The 18,690-nt window shown below is 70.7% G+C and carries 13 protein-coding genes and 2 pseudogenes; 12 read left to right on the forward strand and 3 right to left on the reverse strand.

The genetic code is table 11. The features are described 5' to 3' along the window. Positions 1-51: 51 nt before the first annotated feature. Positions 52-717, forward strand: a pseudogene (locus FEF34_RS23790) (LysR family transcriptional regulator); the annotation flags it as partial. Here the strand turns inward: FEF34_RS23790 and FEF34_RS23795 are convergent. After that, entirely contained in the window at positions 666-1,889 is a 1,224-nt protein-coding gene (locus FEF34_RS23795) for an IS30 family transposase (protein WP_138051393.1), read from the reverse strand. The pseudogene FEF34_RS23790 and the gene FEF34_RS23795 overlap by 52 nt on opposite strands. Before the next feature lie 44 nt (positions 1,890-1,933). Here FEF34_RS23795 and FEF34_RS23800 point away from each other — a divergent pair. Then, positions 1,934-2,329: pseudogene (locus FEF34_RS23800) on the forward strand (LysR family transcriptional regulator); the annotation flags it as partial. Between the two features lie 159 nt (positions 2,330-2,488). Beyond that, positions 2,489-3,211 carry a hypothetical protein gene (locus FEF34_RS41420; protein ID WP_171053066.1) on the forward strand — a complete coding sequence of 241 codons (723 nt, stop codon included), beginning with the start codon at positions 2,489-2,491 and terminating at the stop codon, positions 3,209-3,211. A 140-nt stretch (positions 3,212-3,351) separates the two neighbouring features. Here FEF34_RS41420 and FEF34_RS23810 read toward each other — a convergent pair whose 3' ends face one another. Both FEF34_RS23810 and FEF34_RS23815 read right to left on the reverse strand, forming a co-directional pair. Further along, positions 3,352-4,779, reverse strand: a complete 1,428-nt coding sequence (locus tag FEF34_RS23810) for an IS1182 family transposase (protein WP_456114791.1) — start codon at positions 4,777-4,779, stop codon at positions 3,352-3,354. A 130-nt stretch (positions 4,780-4,909) separates the two neighbouring features. Continuing rightward, positions 4,910-5,548: a flavin reductase family protein gene (locus tag FEF34_RS23815; RefSeq protein WP_138051936.1), complete on the reverse strand. Its 639-nt coding sequence runs from the start codon at positions 5,546-5,548 to the stop codon at positions 4,910-4,912. Positions 5,549-5,800: 252 nt separating this feature from the next. On the opposite strand from FEF34_RS23815, the gene FEF34_RS23820 reads away from it, so the two are divergent. From FEF34_RS23820 to FEF34_RS23860, 9 genes are all read left to right on the forward strand, one after another. Beyond that, positions 5,801-7,924: a bifunctional polysaccharide deacetylase/glycosyltransferase family 2 protein gene (locus FEF34_RS23820; RefSeq protein ID WP_171053067.1), complete on the forward strand. Its 2,124-nt coding sequence runs from the start codon at positions 5,801-5,803 to the stop codon at positions 7,922-7,924. Continuing rightward, positions 7,921-9,198, forward strand: coding sequence for an acyltransferase family protein (locus FEF34_RS23825; protein WP_138054956.1), 1,278 nt, complete (start codon positions 7,921-7,923; stop codon positions 9,196-9,198). The genes FEF34_RS23820 and FEF34_RS23825 overlap by 4 nt, the downstream gene beginning before the upstream one ends. A 107-nt stretch (positions 9,199-9,305) precedes the next feature. Beyond that, entirely contained in the window at positions 9,306-10,658 is a 1,353-nt protein-coding gene (locus FEF34_RS23830) for a nitrate/nitrite transporter (RefSeq protein ID WP_138054957.1), read from the forward strand. A gap of 75 nt (positions 10,659-10,733) precedes the next feature. Further along, a complete protein-coding gene (locus tag FEF34_RS23835) occupies positions 10,734-11,888 on the forward strand; it encodes a uroporphyrinogen-III synthase (protein ID WP_138054958.1) in 1,155 nt (384 codons plus the stop codon). A 266-nt stretch (positions 11,889-12,154) separates the two neighbouring features. After that, positions 12,155-12,748, forward strand: a complete 594-nt coding sequence (locus FEF34_RS23840) for a CGNR zinc finger domain-containing protein (RefSeq protein ID WP_138054959.1) — start codon at positions 12,155-12,157, stop codon at positions 12,746-12,748. Positions 12,749-12,933: 185 nt separating this feature from the next. Beyond that, on the forward strand, positions 12,934-13,521 hold the full coding sequence (locus FEF34_RS23845; RefSeq protein WP_026165301.1) for a sigma-70 family RNA polymerase sigma factor: 588 nt from the start codon (positions 12,934-12,936) through the stop codon (positions 13,519-13,521). Next, entirely contained in the window at positions 13,518-14,369 is an 852-nt protein-coding gene (locus FEF34_RS23850; RefSeq protein WP_138054960.1) for an anti-sigma factor family protein, read from the forward strand. Before FEF34_RS23845 ends, FEF34_RS23850 begins: the two co-directional genes overlap by 4 nt. A gap of 102 nt (positions 14,370-14,471) precedes the next feature. Continuing rightward, a complete protein-coding gene (locus tag FEF34_RS23855; RefSeq protein WP_138054961.1) occupies positions 14,472-16,757 on the forward strand; it encodes a HelD family protein in 2,286 nt (761 codons plus the stop codon). Between the two features lie 450 nt (positions 16,758-17,207). Next, positions 17,208-18,641 (forward strand): NAD-dependent malic enzyme, encoded by a 1,434-nt coding sequence (locus FEF34_RS23860; RefSeq protein WP_138054962.1) that lies wholly within the window; start codon positions 17,208-17,210, stop codon positions 18,639-18,641. Positions 18,642-18,690: the final 49 nt, after the last annotated feature.

Here is an 18,690-nt window from a genome sequence, read left to right on the forward strand (position 1 = left end):
TCCAACACCTGTTCGGACCCCATTGACGCACTCCTGTTGTAAGTTCTCGGGGTGCCCCAGGACCTCGAACCCCGTCTGCTCCGCGCCTTCCTCGCGGTCGCCGCCGAACTGCACTTCACCCGGGCCGCCGCCGGGCTGTACGTCGCCCAGCAGGCGCTCAGCCGCGACATCCGGCGGCTGGAGCGGGCGGTGGGGTCCGAGCTCTTCGTCAGGACCACCCGGCAGGTGCGGCTCACCGCCGAGGGCGAGCGGCTGCTGCCGTACGCACGGCGGGTGCTGGACGCCCACGACGCCCTGGCCTCCGCCTTCGCCGACACGGAGCGGCCGCTGCTCGTCGACGTGGGCGCCCCGGTGGGGACGGCCCACCGGGTGCTCGGCGAGGCCCGCAGCGCGGCCCCCGGCCTGGAGTTCGTGGCCCGCTACCTCAGCGGGCTCACCGGCGCGGCCGCGGAGATCGTCGCCGGCCGGCTCGACGTCTCCTTCGGCAGGATCGCCGGGATCGACGCGGCGCTGCGCTCCGAACTGGCCCACGAGCCGGTGCGCTACGAGCGGATGGCCGTACTGCTCCACGACGCCCATCCGCTCGCGGCGCTCGACGCGGTGCCGGTGGACGCCCTGGCCGGGGGGCGGTTTCTAGCGGTCGTCGCAACACGTGGTTGTGTTGATCAGGCCGTGAGCAGTTTATGCAGGCGCTCGGCTGGGGTTTCCCAGCCGAGTGTTTTGCGTGGGCGGCGGTTGAGCTGGTCGGCGACGGCGGCCAGGTGCGCGGGGGTGTGGACCGACAGGTCGGTGCCCTTGGGGAAGTACTGCCGCAGCAGGCCGTTGGTGTTCTCGTTCGAGCCGCGCTGCCAGGGGCTGGCGGGGTCGCAGAAGTAGACCGGGATGTCGGTGGCGAGGGTGAACTCGCCGTGCCGGGCCATCTCACTGCCCTGGTCCCAGGTCAGGGACCGCTTCAGGTGGGCGGGCAGGGTCTGGACGGTGGATGTCAGGGAGGTCAGGACGCTCTCGGCGCCGTGGTCGCCGGGCAGGTGCAGGAGCATGACGTAGCGGGTGGCGCGTTCGACCAGGGTGCCGATCGCGGACTTGCCGTCCTTGCCGATGATCAGGTCGCCCTCCCAGTGACCGGGCACGGCCCGGTCCTCGATCTCAGCGGGCCGTTCGCTGATCATGACCATCGGGGTGGTGAAACGCGGCTGGCGGCAGTTCGCCTGCCTCTGCGGCCTGCGGCGGGCCCGCCCGGAGCGCAGGGCGCCTGCGAGCTCGCGCCGCAGCTGGCCTCTGCCCTGGACGTAGAGGGCCTGGTAGACGGTCTCGTGGACCACGTGCATCTCCGGCCGGTCGGGGAACTGTGCCCGCAGAGCGTGGCATATCTGCTCCGGGCTCCACTTCTCGTCCAGCATTGCCTGGACAGCGGCCCGAAGCTCGGGGTTCTCGCTGATCTTGCGGCTCTTGGGGCGGGGCCGGCGTGCATCGGCGCGGGCCTGGGCTGCGTGAGGGCGGTAGTGCCACCGGCCGCGTGCGCCGTCCGTTCGGTTGCGGCGGATCTCCCGGCTGACCGTGGACGGGCTGCGGCCCAGCTCCGCGGCGATCGCCCGCACCGTGGCCTTCTCCCGCAACCGGTCGGCGATGTGGATCCGCTCCTCCTCGCGCAGGTACCTGGACGTGCCGGAAGGCGGCGCCACCGCGGAAATCGGTGGTGCCGCCTTCTGCCGACGGTCGGCGCTGCGGCCGTTACGCCACTTGTTGCCGGTTCGCCGGTCAACACCGACGATCCGGCAGGCTTCCGTGTTGCTGTATCCCTGCTGCACGAGCCGGGAGTATGCCTCCCGCTCCCGGCGCAGCTTCACAGGCCCCTGCGCGGTCCGCACCTTGCGGATCTCGAAGTCCATCGCACCCCTTGAGCTGGGGTGTTGCGACGACCACTAGAACCTAAGGGGAGACCCTGTACGCCGGCGCGGGCAACGCGGCCACCGCGGAGTGGACGGACCTCGCCGCCCGGCTCTTCGCCGGCCGCGGAATACGCATGGCGGCTCCCTTCCCCGAGATAGCGGGGCAGGAGGAGTTCGTCCGGGTGGTGCGCAAACAGGGCTGGTCGGTGCTGGCGAGCACCGAGTTCCTCCCCGTGCCGGGCATGGTCGTCCGGCCGCTCGTCGACCCCGTGCCGCTGTCACCGGTCTCGCTGGTCCGGCGGCGCGGGCTGAGCCACGCCGGCCTCGGCGTGCTGCGCTCCGTCATGGCCGAACTCGCCGCGTCGGGAGGGTGGCTGGACGTGCCGCCGGACGGCTGGCTGCCGGACGAGGACCGGGCCGCTATGGCGCGGAACACCTGACTCCGCGGCCCGGTCGTCAGCCGCGTGCGCTACATTCGTGGTCCGGGTGCAACGTGGTAGGGGTGCTCGGCCCGGGTTTAGGGGGCCCGGTCCGACGGCAGGCGTCCGGTTCCGCCGGCGCTCCCACCTCTCCGTTCAGTGGGGGAAGAGCGTACAGCAGTGGAAAACAGGCAAGAAAAGTCCCGAATAGGGCACAGTCATGACCCCAACGAGGTCACGATCCAGATCGACAGCGTGGAGTTCAGGAATCTCCAGGCTGCCCGGATGAACCCCGAGGCCCCTCAGGAAGACGCCGACGGGCCCGTGTTCGTCGACGAGAGCGGCCGTCGCAGCAAGAAGTTCCGCCGTATCGGATGGGTGCTGGCGCTCGTCTGCGCGGGCTATGCCGTGACCCTCGTGGTCGCCCTCATCGGCGGCAACTCCAACGCGCCGTCGCTCCTCATCCCCGGGCCGGCGGACGACAAGGCGGACACCGCCGAGGAGACCCCCGGACCCTCCGAGGCCCCCTCCGCCCCCGCCGGTGCCGAGGTCGTCGCCGGCGTCCCCTCGCCCTCCGGCAGCCCGGCAGCGGTGCCGCGGCAGTCCGCCGGGTCCGCCGGCGAGCCGGGCGGCGGCCTGAGCAGCAGCCCGTCGGGCGCCTCCGGCAGCGGCGCGGCCACCACCACCGGCGGCGCCGGCACCGGCGGGGCGACGACCGACCCGAAGCCCACCGTGTCCACGGCACCGGGCGGCCCGGGAGGCGCCGGGGGATCGGGCGGCACCGGCGGCGAGGAGCCGCCGCCGGACCCGGTCGAACCCACACCCAGCGAGACCGCGACGGAAGAACCCACCGGCGAGCCGGTGGCACAGGGCCAGCAGCTGGCCGGGGAAGGTGCCGGCTAGGAGCGTGGGTCAGTAACGAGCAAGCGGCTCGGCTTCTGTGGTCGGCGGATCGGTTGCGGAGGGCCTGTCGGGGTCTGTGGGGCTTCGGTGGGGGTCTGCCAGGTGCAGGGCTCGTGGTGTGGCCGGGGAGGCCTGGTGGGTTACCCGGTCAGGCCGGCGAGCCCGGCGGTCCCGGCGTGTCGGAAGATCTTGCGAAGGTTGTGGCAGGCCGCCAGCAGTCGCCATTCACCACGGGCACCGTCCTCGCCGCGCAGGAGGAGCTGGCGGCCGTCCTGGCAAGTCATGATCTGTCCGAAGACGGGTTCGACGATGGCCTTGCGGCGGCTGTAGGCGGCCTTGCCCGGCTTGGTCCGCAGCTTGTGGGCCATGCGCTCTTTGAGTGTGGCGTCCTTGGGTATGCGTCCGCGCGGTGCGGGCGGGACCTGCTCGTCGTGGGTCAGCCGGCCGGTGGCCATGAAGGTGTCGGTGCCGCAGGCCAGATGGCGCTCTCGCGCTGCTTCGAGGTTGGTCTCGGAGCAGTAGCCGGCGTCGACCAGGGCCTGCTTGGGATGAACGCCGGTGTTGGCGGCGGACTGGTCGAGCATCGTGGTGTAGTTCAGCGCATCCGAAGGGTTTGTCGTCACGTCGGCGGCGGTGATGACCTGGTGTTCTTCGTCGACGACGGCTTGGGCGTTGTAGGCCTGGATGTAGGCGCCGTCGCTGTTCTTCATGATCCGCGAGTCGGGGTCGGTGAAGTTGGCCTGCGCCTTCGGCTTGGGGCGTGCCGCCTTGGCGGCCTTCTCCCCGGCGCTGGTGACGGCCTGCCCGTCGTGGATGTCGGCGCGCTCTTGACGGCGGCGTTCCTTGTCCTCGGCATGCTTGCGGGCCTTGTCAGCGGCCTCGGCCTCAATCTGCGTGCGGGCGGCCTGCAGCTTCGCCAGGCGCTTCTCACGCCGGTCCAGTTCGGCGGGCAGGTCCGTCTCCTTGCCGTCCACGCCGAAGGCGTGGTCCTCGGCTTCATCGATGGCCTCCGCGTCGGCCAGCAGGGCCTGGGCCTGTGCCTCCAGCTGTGCGATCTCGGCCTCGATGCGTTCTTCCTTGTCGACCAGGCGACCGTAGCTCATCGCCTTGTGCTTGGAGGCGCTGGCCTCAAGTTTCGTGCCGTCCAGCGCGACGCGTCCCATCTTGACCATGCCGAGCTTGGTCGCGAGGTGCAGCGACTGGGCGAACAGACCGGCGAGCGCATCGAGGTGGCGGCGGCGAAACCGGGCGATCGAGCGGAAGTCCGGTTCCTGGCCGGCGGCCAGGAACCGGAACGCGACGTCGTCGGCCAGGCGGCGCTCGATCGCCCGTGAGGAGCGCACCCCGGTGGTGTATCCGTAGATCAGCAGCCGCACCATCAGCCGCGGGTCGTAGGGCGGGTAGCCGCGCTTTTCGGTGTAGTCCGCCAGGACCGGCCCGAGGTCGAGCACCTCGTCGACCAGGTCGGCGACGAACCGGGCCAGGTGGTCCTCGGGCAGCCAGTCGTCCAGCGACGGCGGCAACAGCAGGACCTGGCGTGGGTCGAACGCCCGGAACGTCTTGTTCACCGCGGTCGGACGGCCCTGCGGCCGTTTCTTACCGACCGGCTCGACCTCGAACAGCCCATCCCCATCACGCATACCGAGATCATCCCGCATGAATGGTCACGAGATATGGATGAGGGCGCCGGATGCCTGTTCAGGCGGTCGCCGACCGGAGCTGGTGGGGCATGCTCCAGCCCTCGGCGAGTCTCGACGGGTGAACGTTGCGTCCCCCGCCGAAGAACTCGCAGAACTTCATGATCAGAGGGTCCCAGCCGAGCGGGTCCACGTAGTGCGTCCCCGGGATGACCAGGTTTTCCTCGACATGGGCGCGAAGGACCTCGACCTCGAAGGCGGTGGCATGCGGTTCGGGACCGCCGAAAGGATGGGCCGCGACGACCCTGCATTCCATCTGGACCGGGCATTCCGCAACCCTGGGGGCCCGGACCAGATCCGATGCCTGCTCGGTCAACTGCGCGGTCGAGAACTTGTCCGGCTCGTACCGGTAGCCCTGCTTCGCCTTGTAGTCCGGCATGGCCGGCTTCCCGGTGGTGAGCGCGATCCGGTCGACGGCATCGACCATCGCCGACGAGGGCAGATTGAGCACGCATTCGCCTTCCCGCAGCAGGTTCGCGGTGGTCTGGGCGTTGTTGCCGAGACCGAGCATGCAGGACTGGTCCAGCCACCACGCTGAGGACATCGGCGCGAGGTTCGCAGTGCCGTCCTCGTTGAGTGAGCTGATCAGCACCACCGGAGTTCCGAAGTACAAGACCTTGAGCCCGGGGACGACGTGCATGCGCTGTGCCTTTCGCGGAGTGCCAGACGGACAGGTCCGCGATCAGGAACACGAACCGTCGCCGACTCTCTCGCGAGCGAGACGCCAACTCTGGCGGCAATACGACATCAAGTTTCGGGCGAGCAGAGCAGTCGCCCGATGACAGGCCCGGCGTTGATTACTGGGACACGCTCCTAGATGACCGCCTCCGGCCGACGGGCCGTCCGGCGACAGAAGAGCGCCGGGCGGTCCGCCGTTCGGCGCAGGCTTCCCATGCGCTATCTGCTGCCCTCGCTCTTCCTCGTCGCGCTCCTCGCGATGCTCATGCTGCGCGGCTATGTGCACAGCGAGATCCTCGCCGACCACCGGGTGCGCCCCCCGGTCTCCAGCGGCCAGGTGCCCGAGCAGATACTGAACGGCGGCCCCGTCATCGACGCCCGCACCCCCGGCGCGCCCAAGGCGCTCAGCGTCCCGGACAAGAACCTGGTGCTGACCTTCGACGACGGGCCCGACCCGGTGTGGACGCCGAAGGTCCTCGACAAGCTGAAGCAGTACGACGCCCATGCGGTGTTCTTCGTGACCGGCACGATGGCCTCCCGCCATCCGGACCTGGTGCGGCGGATGGTCGCGGAGGGCCACGAACTCGGCCTGCACACCTTCAACCACCCCGATCTGGCGCTCCAGACGCAGAGCCGGATCGACTGGGAGCTCTCGCAGAACCAGCTGGCGCTCGCGGGCGCGGCCGGCATCCGCACCTCGCTGTTCCGTCCTCCGTACTCGTCGTTCTCGGCCGCCCTGGACGACAAGTCCTGGCCGGTCACCGAGTACATCGGCAGCCGCGGCTACATCACCGCGTTCAACGACACGGACAGCGAGGACTGGAAGCGCCCGGGCGTCGAAGCGATCATCAAGCGGGCCACTCCCGAGGGCACCAAGGGCTCCATCGTGCTGATGCACGACTCCGGCGGTGACCGCTCCCAGACCGTGGCCGCCCTCGGTCGCCTCCTGCCCGACATGAAGGAGCGCGGCTACCGGTTCGTGAACCTCACCGAGGCCCTCGGCGCGCCCAGCGCCCACACGCCGGTCGCCGGACCGGAGCTGTGGAAGGGCAAGGCGTGGGTCGGCGCCGTCGCCGTCTCCGAGCGGACCACCTCGGCGCTGACCGTGGGCCTCGCCGCGATCGGTGTCCTGGTCTTCCTCCGCTTCGGCCTGATGCTGCTGCTCTCCTTCGGCCACGCCCGCAAGGTGCGCCGCCGCCGCTTCCGCTGGGGCCCGGCCGTCACCGAACCCGTGACGGTGCTGGTCCCCGCCTACAACGAGAAGGAGTGCATCGAGAACACGGTGCGCTCGCTGATGGAGAGCGACCACCCGATCGAGGTCATCGTCATCGACGACGGCTCGTCGGACGGCACCGCCGACATCGTCGACGACATGTGGCTGCCCAACGTCAGGGTCGTCCGCCAGGCCAACGCGGGCAAGCCGGAAGCCCTCAACAACGGCATCCGCAACGCCCGCCACGACATCATCGTGATGATGGACGGGGACACCGTCTTCGAGCCGTCCACCGTCCGCGAGCTGGTCCAGCCCTTCGGCGACCCGCGCGTCGGCGCGGTCGCCGGCAACGCCAAGGTCGGCAACCGGGACAGCCTGATCGGCGCCTGGCAGCACATCGAGTACGTGATGGGCTTCAACCTCGACCGCCGGATGTACGACGTGCTGCGGTGCATGCCGACGATCCCCGGTGCGGTCGGCGCCTTCCGCCTCCAGGCCCTGGAGCGGGTCGGCGGCATGAGCGACGACACCCTCGCCGAGGACACCGACATCACCATGGCCATCCACCGCGACGGCTGGCGTGTGGTCTACGCGGAGCGGGCCCGCGCCTGGACCGAGGCACCGGAGTCCGTGCAGCAGCTGTGGTCCCAGCGCTACCGCTGGTCGTACGGCACGATGCAGGCGATCTGGAAGCACCGCCGCTCCGTGATCGAGAGCGGCCCCTCCGGCCGCTTCGGCCGGGTCGGCCTGCCGCTCGTCTCGCTGTTCATGGTGCTGTTCCCGCTGCTCGCCCCGCTGATCGACGTCTTCCTGCTCTACGGGCTCGTCTTCGGCCCCACGCAGAAGACGGTCGTCGCCTGGCTCGGCGTCCTCGCCATCCAGGCCGTGTGCGCCGCCTACGCGTTCCGGCTCGACAGGGAACGCATGGTGCACCTGATCTCCCTGCCCCTCCAGCAACTCCTGTACCGGCAGCTCATGTACGTGGTGCTGCTCCAGTCCTGGATCACCGCCCTCACCGGCGGCCGGCTCCGCTGGCAGAAGCTGCGGCGCACCGGAGTGGTGGAGGCGCCGGGTTCGATACCGAACCAGCGACAGGGCAGTGACGAGCGGAGGCCGGTCGGATGACCTCGCCCTCGCTCGACATGGGCGGCGGCACCCCACCGGCCGGGGCACGGCACCGGGCCGGTGCGACCGCACCCGCGGCCCCGCAGGCCGCGCCCGCCGCCGCTGCGAAGCGGCCGGGCCGGGACCGCTACCTCGACCTGCTGCGGTCCATCGCCCTGGTCCGCGTCATCGTCTACCACATCTTCGGCTGGGCCTGGCTGACGGTGCTCTTCCCGTCCATGGGCGTGATGTTCGCGCTCGCCGGCTCGCTGATGGCCCGCTCGCTGGCGCGGCCCGCGTGGGGTGTCATCCGCGGCCGCGTCCGGCGGCTGCTGCCGCCGATGTGGGCGTTCTCGGCCTTCGTCCTCCCCGTGATCTTCTACTTCGGCTGGAAGCCGGTGAAGGAGGAGGGGATCTGGTGGTTCGTCAAGCTGGCCTGGTACATCGTTCCGGTCGGCGCACCGCCGTACCCCTGGCACAGCGGTGACGCCTCGGGACTGCTCGAGGACACCTGGGCGGTCCAGGCGGCCGGCCCGCTCTGGTACATCCGTGCCTATCTGTGGTTCGTGATCGCCTCGCCGCTGCTGCTGTGGGCCTTCCGCAGGCTGCCGTGGGCGACGCTGTTCGCCCCGCTCGCGCTCACCGCGGTCGTCGGCTCCGGGCTGTTCAAGATCCCCGGCGAGACCGGCAACGTCATCACCGACTTCGCCACCTACGGATCGTGCTGGGTGCTCGGCTTCGCCCACCAGGAGGGCATGTTCGAGAAGCTCCCGCGGTACGTCTTCGTGTCCGTGTCCTCGCTGATCATGGCCTTCGGCCTGTGGTGGGCGTCGGGGCACCTGGGCCCGGACGGGTGGGACCTCAACGACATCCCGCTCGCCCAGGCCACCTGGTCGTTCGGCTTCTGTGTGATCCTGCTCGCGTACTCCCCGTCGTGGCAGCGGCTCCCCGGGAGGCTCGCGCACTTCGACAGCCTGGTCACCCTGTCCAACAACCGGGCCGTGACGATCTACCTCTGGCACAACCTGCTGATCATGGCGACGATCCCGGTCATCGATCTGCTCTGGAGGATCCCGGGCGTCTGGCCGACGTACTCGGTCTATCTGGAGCGGGCGTACCCCGTCCTCATGCTGATCGTCGTCTTCCCGCTGATCGGGCTGATGATCATGGCTGTGGGCTGGCTGGAGGACGTCGCGGCCAAGCGCCCCGCCCGGCTCTGGCCGAACGGCGCGACGCGCGAGAAGGCGTCGCGGGGCAGGTCGGTCCGCGGACGGGGGCGCTCACACCGCGCCTGAGCACCGGGTGAGGGCAAGGTTCCACCGCGGTCATCTCACGCCACGGAGCTGAAACCCGCCATGCCTAGCGTCGGGTCCACTACCCGGAGCATCAGTGGAGGCACGCCATGGCCGGCAGGTGGATCGAGCAGTGGGACCCGGAGGACGAGACCTTCTGGGAGGCGGAAGGCAAGCACATCGCCAAGCGGAACCTGATCTTTTCGGTGATCTCCGAGCACATCGGATTCTCCGTATGGAGCATGTTCTCGGTGATGGCTCTCTTCATGGGGCCCCAGTACGGCATCGACCCGGCGGGGAAGTTCTTCCTGGTCGCCGTCGCCTCGCTGGTCGGCGCGGCGCTGCGGGTGCCCTACGGATTCGCGGTCGCCCGGTTCGGCGGCCGGAACTGGACGATCGTCAGTGCCGGCATGCTGCTGGTGCCGACCACCGCCCTGTTCGCCGTCATGGAACCGGGAACCTCGTATACCACCTTCATGGTGGTCGCGATCCTCACCGGCGTCGGCGGGGCGAACTTCGCCTCCTCCATGACCAACATCAACAGCTTCTATCCGCTGCGCCTCAAGGGCTGGGCGCTCGGCATGAACGCGGGCGGCGGCAACATCGGCGTGGCCGTGGTGCAGTTGCTCGGTCTGCTGGTCATCGCGACCGCCGGAGCCACGCAGCCGCGGCTGCTGGTGGGCCTCTACATTCCGCTGATCATCGTGGCCACCGTGCTCAGCGCCACGTACATGAACAACCTCGGCCCGGTGAAGAACGACTCCGGCGCCGCCAAGGAGGCCGTCCGGGACAGCCACACCTGGATCATGTCCTTCCTCTACATCGGCACGTTCGGTTCCTTCATCGGCTACAGCTTCGCCTTCGGACTCGTCCTGCAGAACCAGTTCGGCCGCACCCCGCTGCAGGCCGCCTCGCTCACCTTCGTCGGCCCGCTGCTCGGTTCGCTCATCCGTCCCGTCGGCGGCCATCTCGCCGACCGGCTCGGCGGGGCGAGGGTGACGCTGTGGAACTTCGCCCTCATGACCGTGGCGGTCGGCGTGGTCGTCGCCGCCTCCGTGCAGAAGTCGCTGGCCCTGTTCATCGCCGGATTCATCGTCCTGTTCATCCTCACCGGCATCGGCAACGGGTCGACCTACAAGATGATCCCCGGTATCTACCGGACCAAGGCGCAAGCCAAGGGCCTCATGGGCGAGGATGCCCAGATCTACGCCCGACGGCTGTCGGGGGCGACCATGGCCCTGATCGGCGCGGTCGGTGCCTTCGGAGGGCTCGGCATCAACCTCGCCCTTCGGCAGTCCTTCCTCACCTCGGGGAGCGGCACGAGCGCCTTCGTGGTCTTCCTCGGCTACTACGTGCTGTGTTTCGCGGTCACCTGGGCGGTATACCTTCGCAAGCCCGCACGCACCGCCGCACCGGCCGCGACGACCGAGAAGAAGCCGCAGCTCAGCTACGCCGAGGTGTGAGCGGGAGTGCCTCGTAACCACGGGGAAACGCAGCCGATCCGAGCCTGTCACGCGTCCTTGCCAGGCTCGGTCGGCATGTACCACGAACAGCACGCCGCTGCCGCGGTCGCCCCGCTCTCGGGCTTCACGGTCGGGGTCACGGCGGCCAGGCGCGCGGACGAACTGGGCGCGTTGCTGCAGCGCCGCGGGGCGACGGTGCTCCACGCACCCGCCCTGCGGATCGTGCCGCTCGCGGACGACGGCGAGTTGCTCGCCGCCACCAAGGAGCTCATCGACAACGCCCCGGACGTGGTGGTCGCCACCACGGCGATCGGGTTCCGGGGCTGGGTGGAGGCCGCCGACGGCTGGGGCTACGGCGAGGAACTGCTCGCCTGCCTGCGCGGCGTCGAGCTCCTGGCCCGCGGCCCGAAGGTGAAGGGCGCGATCCGGGCGGCCGGGCTGACGGAGGAGTGGTCGCCCACGTCCGAGTCGATGGCCGAGGTGCTCGACCGGCTCCTCGACGAGGGCGTCGCGGACCGCCGGGTGGCGCTGCAACTGCACGGCGAACCGCTTCCCGGGTTCGTGGAGGCGCTACGGGCCGGGGGCGCCGAGGTCGTCGTCGTCCCCGTCTACCGGTGGATGCCCCCGGACGACCTCGCTCCGCTGGACCGGCTGCTCGACGCGACGGTGGGGCGGTCCCTGGACGCCGTGACGTTCACCAGCGCCCCGGCCGCGGCGTCGCTGTTCTCCCGTGCCGAGGACCGTGGACTGCTGCCGGAGCTGCTCGACGCGCTCGCCCACGACGTGCTGCCGGCCTGCGTGGGACCGGTCACGGCCCTTCCGCTCCAGGCGCGCGGGCTGGACACGGTCCAGCCCGACCGCTTCCGGCTGGGCCCGCTCGTCCAGCTGCTCTGCCTCGAACTGCCCTCGCGGGCCCGGACCTTGCCGGTGGCCGGCCGCCAGGTCGAGATCCGCGGCCATGCCGTCCTCGTCGACGGCGACGTACGGCCGGTGCCTCCGGCGGGGATGTCGCTGCTCAACGCCCTGGCCCGCCGCCCCGGCTGGGTCGTATCCCGCGCGGACCTGCTGCGTGCCCTGCCCGGCGCCGGCCGTGACGAGCACGCCGTGGAGACGGCCATGGCCCGCCTCCGCACGGCCCTCGGCGACCCCAACCTCATCCAGACCGTGGTGAAGCGCGGCTACCGGCTGGCACTCGACCCGGCGGTCGACACCAAGTACGCGGACGCCTGACGGCGGTTGCGGGGGCGCGAGGGCCGGCCCCGCACGCGGGGGCGGGCGGCCACGGGCGGGTGGCCCGGCGCCCGGGCCGGCACGTCGCGACGGGTCGCCCCGGCGGCCACGCCGCCGCCGGCGGGCCAGGCGCGGGGACATCCGCCTGAGGGGTCCGTCGTCCCGCGTGGGATCGGGGCGCGTCCGGGGCACGTGGGACCCGCCCGACGCCCGGGGGTCGTTCCCGGGGGGTTCCCGGGGCGTGCCCGCACGGGCACCCTGAACTCATGGGCATCGGCTCGTACGACGGGCGGTTCGACTCGGGGCGCGTCTGCCTGGATCTCGTGGCGGCGGGGCCGGAGGATCCCGGAGGGCTCGGGCGGTGGCTCATGGCGGCCGGACTGCTGCCGCCGGGCACTCCCCTGGGCGCCGTGACCGCGTGGTGGGTGCCCCCGTTCCGTGAACTGCGCGCCTGTGTGGAGGGCTTGGTGGACGCCCAGATCGACCACCGTACGGGCGTACCCGCTCCCGGACGCCGCGATGGTCGGGACGGCGCCCTCGTACGGCTCAACGCGTTCGCCTCCGCCTCCGCCCCGCCCGCCGTCACGGCCGTGCGCGACGACGAGGGCGAGCTCGTCCGGGCCCCGCTCGCCCGCCCCGAATGCGCCGCGCTGCTCGCCGCCGTCGCCCGCGACGCGGTGGACCTGCTCACCGATCCCGAGGCCCGTTCCAGGCTCCGCCGCTGCGAGGGCGAAGGCTGCCGCCGTGTGTATCTGGACACATCCCGGGGCCGGCGCCGTCGCTGGTGTTCAAGCGAGATGTGCGGCAATCGGGAGCGCGTGGCGCGGCACCGGCGTCGCGCGGCGCTCTCGAGGGCCTGACAGGCGATCATTTCGCGATGCTATGACCGGTATTGCCGGCCGAATCGGCGAGGCGCCGGCCGGCATCCCAAAAGATCTTGAAAGTTTTTCCCGGTCGCGTTGAGTCGATCGGCGGGCCGCTCCGTAGTGATGGACGACAGACAAGCAGTCAGACACTCAGACAGGGTCTCGACCGGGAGGTTCAGGTGCGCAAGGATGCCGCCGTGGCCGATGACCGTTCAGGCAGGGCCCGGCATCGCGCCGACTCGTCGCGCACCAGCACATCCGTCCCTGACGAGGAGCTGATGCGCGTGCTTTATCAGGAGCACGCCGGACCTCTCCTCGCCTATGTGCTCCGCCTCGTGGCCGGCGACCGCCAGCGTGCCGAGGACGTGGTACAGGAGACGCTCATCCGTGCCTGGAAGAACGCCGGTCAGCTCAATCGGGCGACCGGCTCTGTCCGACCCTGGCTGGTGACGGTCGCACGGCGTATCGTCATCGACGGTCACCGCAGCCGGCAAGCCCGGCCGCAGGAGGTCGATCCGTCGCCGCTGGAGGTCATGCCCGCGGAGGACGAGATCGACAAGGCGTTGTGGCTGATGACGCTATCCGATGCGCTCGATGATTTGACCCCTGCTCACAGGGAAGTACTCGTCGAGACGTATTTCAAAGGGCGTACGGTCAATGAGGCGGCCGAGAAGCTCGGCATACCCAGCGGGACCGTGCGGTCCCGTGTGTTCTACGCACTGCGTTCCATGAAGCTCGCTCTGGAGGAGAGGGGGGTCACGGCATGAACAGGCAGGACCAGTCCGGGCAGTTCGGACAGTCCGAAGAGGGGTCGGTCCACGAGACGGCCGGGGCGTATGTCCTCGGCATCCTCGACGACGCGGAAGCCACCGCGTTCGAGGCGCACCTGGCCGGCTGCGACATCTGTGCCGCCCACCTCGAGGAGTTCGCGGGCATGGAGCCGATGCTGGCGATGCTCGCCGAGGCCCCGGTGCAGCCGGGCGTGCCTCAGCAACCCACCGTGCTGCCCTTCGACAGCAGGATCATGCAGCCGCCGTCCCGGCCCGCCGTCACGGTCCCGACGGCGCCGAGTCCGCAGCTGCTGGACCGGCTCGTGGACGAGGTCGCGGTGAAGCGCTCCCGGAAGCGCCGTCGCAGCATGTACATGATCGCGGCTTCGGCCGTGCTGATCCTCGGCGGTCCGGCCGTCGCGGTGGTCGTCACCCAGGACGACGCCACGGCGGGCAACGTCGCGGCACCGCACCCGACCAGCCCCGCGGAGAACGAGTTCTTCGACGGCATGGCGGAGAAGGTCGAGGCGACGGACGCGGTCACCAAGGTCACCGCCACCGTCGGCCTGGAGGAGAAGGGCTGGGGCACCCACGCGGTCCTGGAGCTCAAGAACGTCAAGGGCCCCCAGAAGTGCAGTCTCGTCGCCGTCTCCAAGGGCGGTGAGGAGGAGGTCGTGACCTCCTGGTCCGTCCCCGAGCGCGGGTACGGCATCGTCGACAGCACGAACAAGGAGGCCAAGAAGCCCCTGTACATCCATGGCGGCGCCGCCATGGACCGCAACGAGATCGATCACTTCGAGGTCCGCACCTTCGACGGGAAGCGCCTCGTGGAGGTCGGCGCCTGAACCACGGACACCCGGACCACGACAGCGGACCTTCCGCCTGACATAACGGCCCCCTTCGCGTACGGTTGACGGCTGCCCAGTGCACGTCAGAAGGGGGCCACGGTGGCCGCGCAGGAAGCCGCTGTCGACTCGGTCCGGGACCGCGAGATCCTTGTCGAACAGGACCATCTGGATCAGGTGTACCACCGCCTCGAGGAGAAGATCCACGAGGCGGAGTTCCTGATGGACGACGCCGCCAAACGCGGCCAGGTCGGCACGCCCGGCGCGCTCGCCGAGCGGGACGCCCAGGTGTTCCGGGCCGGGATCCACCTCAACCGGCTCAACAGCGAGTTCGAGGACTTCCTCTTCGGCCGGATCGACCTGCTGCGCGGCAAGGACGGCAAGAAGGGGCCTGACGGGGCGTACACCTCCGTCGAGCCGGCCGAGGACGCCGTGCGGGCGGACGGGACGGGGCAGTACGCCGACATCGCCGAGACGCTGCACATCGGCCGGATCGGCGTGCTCGACGCCGACTACGCGCCCCTGGTCATCGACTGGCGCGCCCCGGCCGCGGCGCCCTTCTACCGCTCCACCCCCGTCGACCCCGGCCGTGTCGTGCGCCGCCGCGTCATCCGCTCCAAGGGCCGCCGTGTCCTGGGCGTCGAGGACGACCTGATGCGCCCCGAGCTGACCGCACGCCTCGGCGGTCAGGAGCTGCCGGTCATCGGCGACGGCGCCCTGATGGCGGCGCTCGGCCAGGCCCGCACCCACACCATGCGGGACATCGTGTCCTCCATCCAGGCCGAGCAGGACCTGGTGATCAGGGCGCCCGCCGCCTCGGTCACGGAGGTCTCCGGCGGCCCGGGCACCGGAAAGACGGCCGTCGCGCTCCACCGGGCCGCGTACCTGCTCTACCAGGACCGGCGCCGGTACGCGGGCGGCATCCTGGTCGTCTCCCCGACCCCGCTGCTCGTCGCCTACACCGAGGGCGTGCTGCCCTCGCTGGGCGAGGAGGGGCAGGTCGCGATCCGGGCGGTGGGCTCCCTGGTGGACGGGGCCGAGGCCGCCACGTACGACGATCCGCCCGTCGCCCGCGTCAAGGGCTCGCTGCGGATGCTGAAGGTGCTGCGCAAGGCGGCCCGCGGCGCCCTGGAGCTCGGCGAGACCCCCGACCGGCTGCGGGTGGTGGCGTTCGGCCGCCGGCTGGAACTGGAGTCCGACGAGCTCCAGCGCATCCGCCACAACGTCCTGGGCGGCACCGCGCCGGTCAACCTGCTGCGGCCGCGCGCCCGGAGACTGCTCCTGGACGCGCTGTACGCGAAGTCGGGCGCGGCCGGCCGGCACACCGACCCGGAGCTGGCCGCCGAGCTGCGCTCCTCCTTCGACGACGACGTCAGCTCGGAGGACTCGTTCGTCGACTTCCTCGACGCCTGGTGGCCCGAGCTGACGCCGCTCGGGGTGCTCGCCGCGATGGCCGACGAGCGCCGGCTCGGCCGCTGGTCACGACGGGTCCTCAACCCCGGCGAGGTGCGAAGACTCGCCCGCAGTCTCAGACGTGACGGCCTGTCCGCGCACGACGTCGCGGCCCTCGACGAACTGCAGGCCATCCTCGGCACCCCGGTCCGCCCGAAGAAGAAGCGCGAGGCCGATCCGCTGGACCAGCTCACCGGGCTGGAGGAGCTGATGCCGCAGCGCGAGGAATCCCAGCGCGAGCGGGCCGAGCGGCTGGCGGCGGAGCGCACCGAGTACGCGCACGTCATCGTCGACGAGGCGCAGGACCTCACGCCCATGCAGTGGCGGATGATCGGCCGCCGCGGCCGGCACGCCACCTGGACGATCGTGGGCGACCCCGCCCAGTCGTCATGGTCGGACCCGGACGAGGCCGCCGAGGCCCGCGACGACGCCCTCGGTACCCGGCCGCGCCGGCGGTTCGAACTCACCGTGAACTACCGCAACCCGTCCGAGGTCGCCGAGCTCGCCGCCCGGGTGCTGACGCTGGCCATGCCGGGAATGGTGGCGCCCCGCGCCGTCCGCTCGACGGGCCTGCGACCCCGGTTCGCGGTGGCGCGCGACGACCTGGAGCGGACCGTCCGTCTGGAGACCCGGCGTCTGCTGGACGAGGTGGACGGCACCGTCGGCGTCGTGGTCGCGATGGACCGGCGCGCGGAGGCCGCCCGCTGGCTCGACGGCCTCGGCGACCGTGCGGTCGCCCTCGGTTCGCTCGAGGCGAAGGGCCTGGAATACGACGCGACGGTGGTCGTCTCGCCCGCGGAGATCGCCGACGAGTCGCCGGCCGGCCTGCGGGTGCTGTACGTGGCGCTGACCCGCGCCACCCAGCAGCTCACCGTGGTCTCGGGCAGGCGCGACGAGCCGGACGCGGACGGGGTCCCGGACCTGCTGAGGGACTGAGGGCCCGCCCGGACCTGCCGGGGCGCGTCCCGGTCCCGTTGACGGACTGCGGGCCGGACGGGGCGGGCGGACGGCCGAACGGGGTCAACTCGCGGAGCGGGGAATCACCTTCTGGGACTCTTTGTTAGCCTGTGTGTGGCACCGGCCCGATCCAAGCCCCCGGGCCCAACCTTCGTCCCTCAGAGGGACCACTTGCCGCGAGGCGAGCATGGCGGGTCGGTGTCACCAGAGCGTCGGGAAGAGGTCCGCGTCACCACGGTGACGCGGACCTCTTCCGTTTCTCCGCTCTTCTACTTCTCCGCGACTTCTCGTATGGTGGAAAAAGTTTTCCAAAACCAAAACGACCAGTATTACCTGCTACTGGCAGGTAGGTGCGACCATCGGATGGCCCCGCCCGGTCACCACCGGGCGGTGCGGCAACGAAGCTAGGGAAAGCAGAGGAACTCGGCCATGGCAACGGCGCCCAGCGTCTCGTACTCGATGACGGTCCGGCTGGAGGTGCCCGCGAGCGGAACCGCGGTCTCGCAGCTCACCACCGCCGTGGAGTCCTCCGGCGGCTCGGTCACCGGTCTCGACGTCACCGCGTCCGGCCACGAGAAGCTCCGGATCGACGTCACCATCGCGGCGACCTCCACGACGCACGCGGACGAGATCGTCGAGAAGCTGAACGGCATCGAGGGCGTCACCCTCGGCAAGGTGTCCGACCGGACCTTCCTCATGCACCTCGGCGGCAAGATCGAGATGCAGTCCAAGCACCCCATCCGCAACCGTGACGACCTCTCCATGGTCTACACCCCGGGCGTGGCCCGCGTGTGCATGGCCATCGCCGAGAACCCCGAGGACGCCCGCCGCCTCACCATCAAGCGCAACTCCGTCGCCGTCGTGACGGACGGTTCCGCCGTGCTCGGCCTCGGCAACATCGGCCCGAAGGCCGCCCTGCCCGTCATGGAGGGCAAGGCGGCCCTCTTCAAGCGGTTCGCCGGCATCGACGCCTGGCCGATCTGTCTGGACACCCAGGACACCGACGCCATCGTCGAGATCGTCAAGGCCATCGCCCCGGGCTTCGCAGGCATCAACCTGGAGGACATCTCGGCGCCCCGCTGCTTCGAGATCGAGGCACGGCTGCGCGAGGCCCTCGACATCCCGGTCTTCCACGACGATCAGCACGGCACCGCGATCGTCGTGCTCGCCGCCCTCACCAACGCACTGCGCGTGGTGGGCAAGGCGGTTGAGGACGTCCGGGTCGTGATGTCCGGCGCCGGCGCGGCCGGTACGGCCATCCTGAAGCTGCTCATCGCGGCGGGTGTCAAGCACGCCGTCGTCGCCGACATCCACGGCGTCGTGCACGCCGGCCGCGAGGACCTCGTGGACGCCGCGCCCGGGTCGGCGCTGCGCTGGATCGGCGACAACACCAACCCCGACGGTGTCACCGGCACGCTCAGGGAAGCGGTGCGCGGCGCCGACGTGTTCATCGGGGTCTCCGCCCCGAACGTGCTGGGTGCGGAGGACGTCGCGGGGATGGCGGACGACGCGATCGTGTTCGCGCTCGCGAACCCCGACCCCGAGGTGGACCCGGCAATCGCCCGGCAGACCGCGGCAGTTGTGGCCACCGGCCGCAGCGACTTCCCGAACCAGATCAACAACGTGTTGGTGTTCCCGGGTGTCTTCCGAGGCCTCCTGGACGCGCAGTCGCGCACCGTCAACACGGAGATGATGCTCGCCGCGGCAACGGCGCTGGCGGACGTCGTCACCGAGGACGAGCTCAACCCGAACTACATCATCCCGTCCGTCTTCAACGACAAGGTCGCGGGTGCCGTCGCCGGGGCCGTCCGGGACGCCGCGCGGGCGGCGGGCGCGGCTGTGACGGGCCCCACCCCGTACTGAGTCCGGCGCGTCGCGAGTCGCGGGCCCGGAAAACCGCCCTTAGGGTGGC

Origin of the sequence: Streptomyces marianii (assembly GCF_005795905.1) — a bacterium.
Classification (GTDB): domain Bacteria; phylum Actinomycetota; class Actinomycetes; order Streptomycetales; family Streptomycetaceae; genus Streptomyces; species Streptomyces marianii.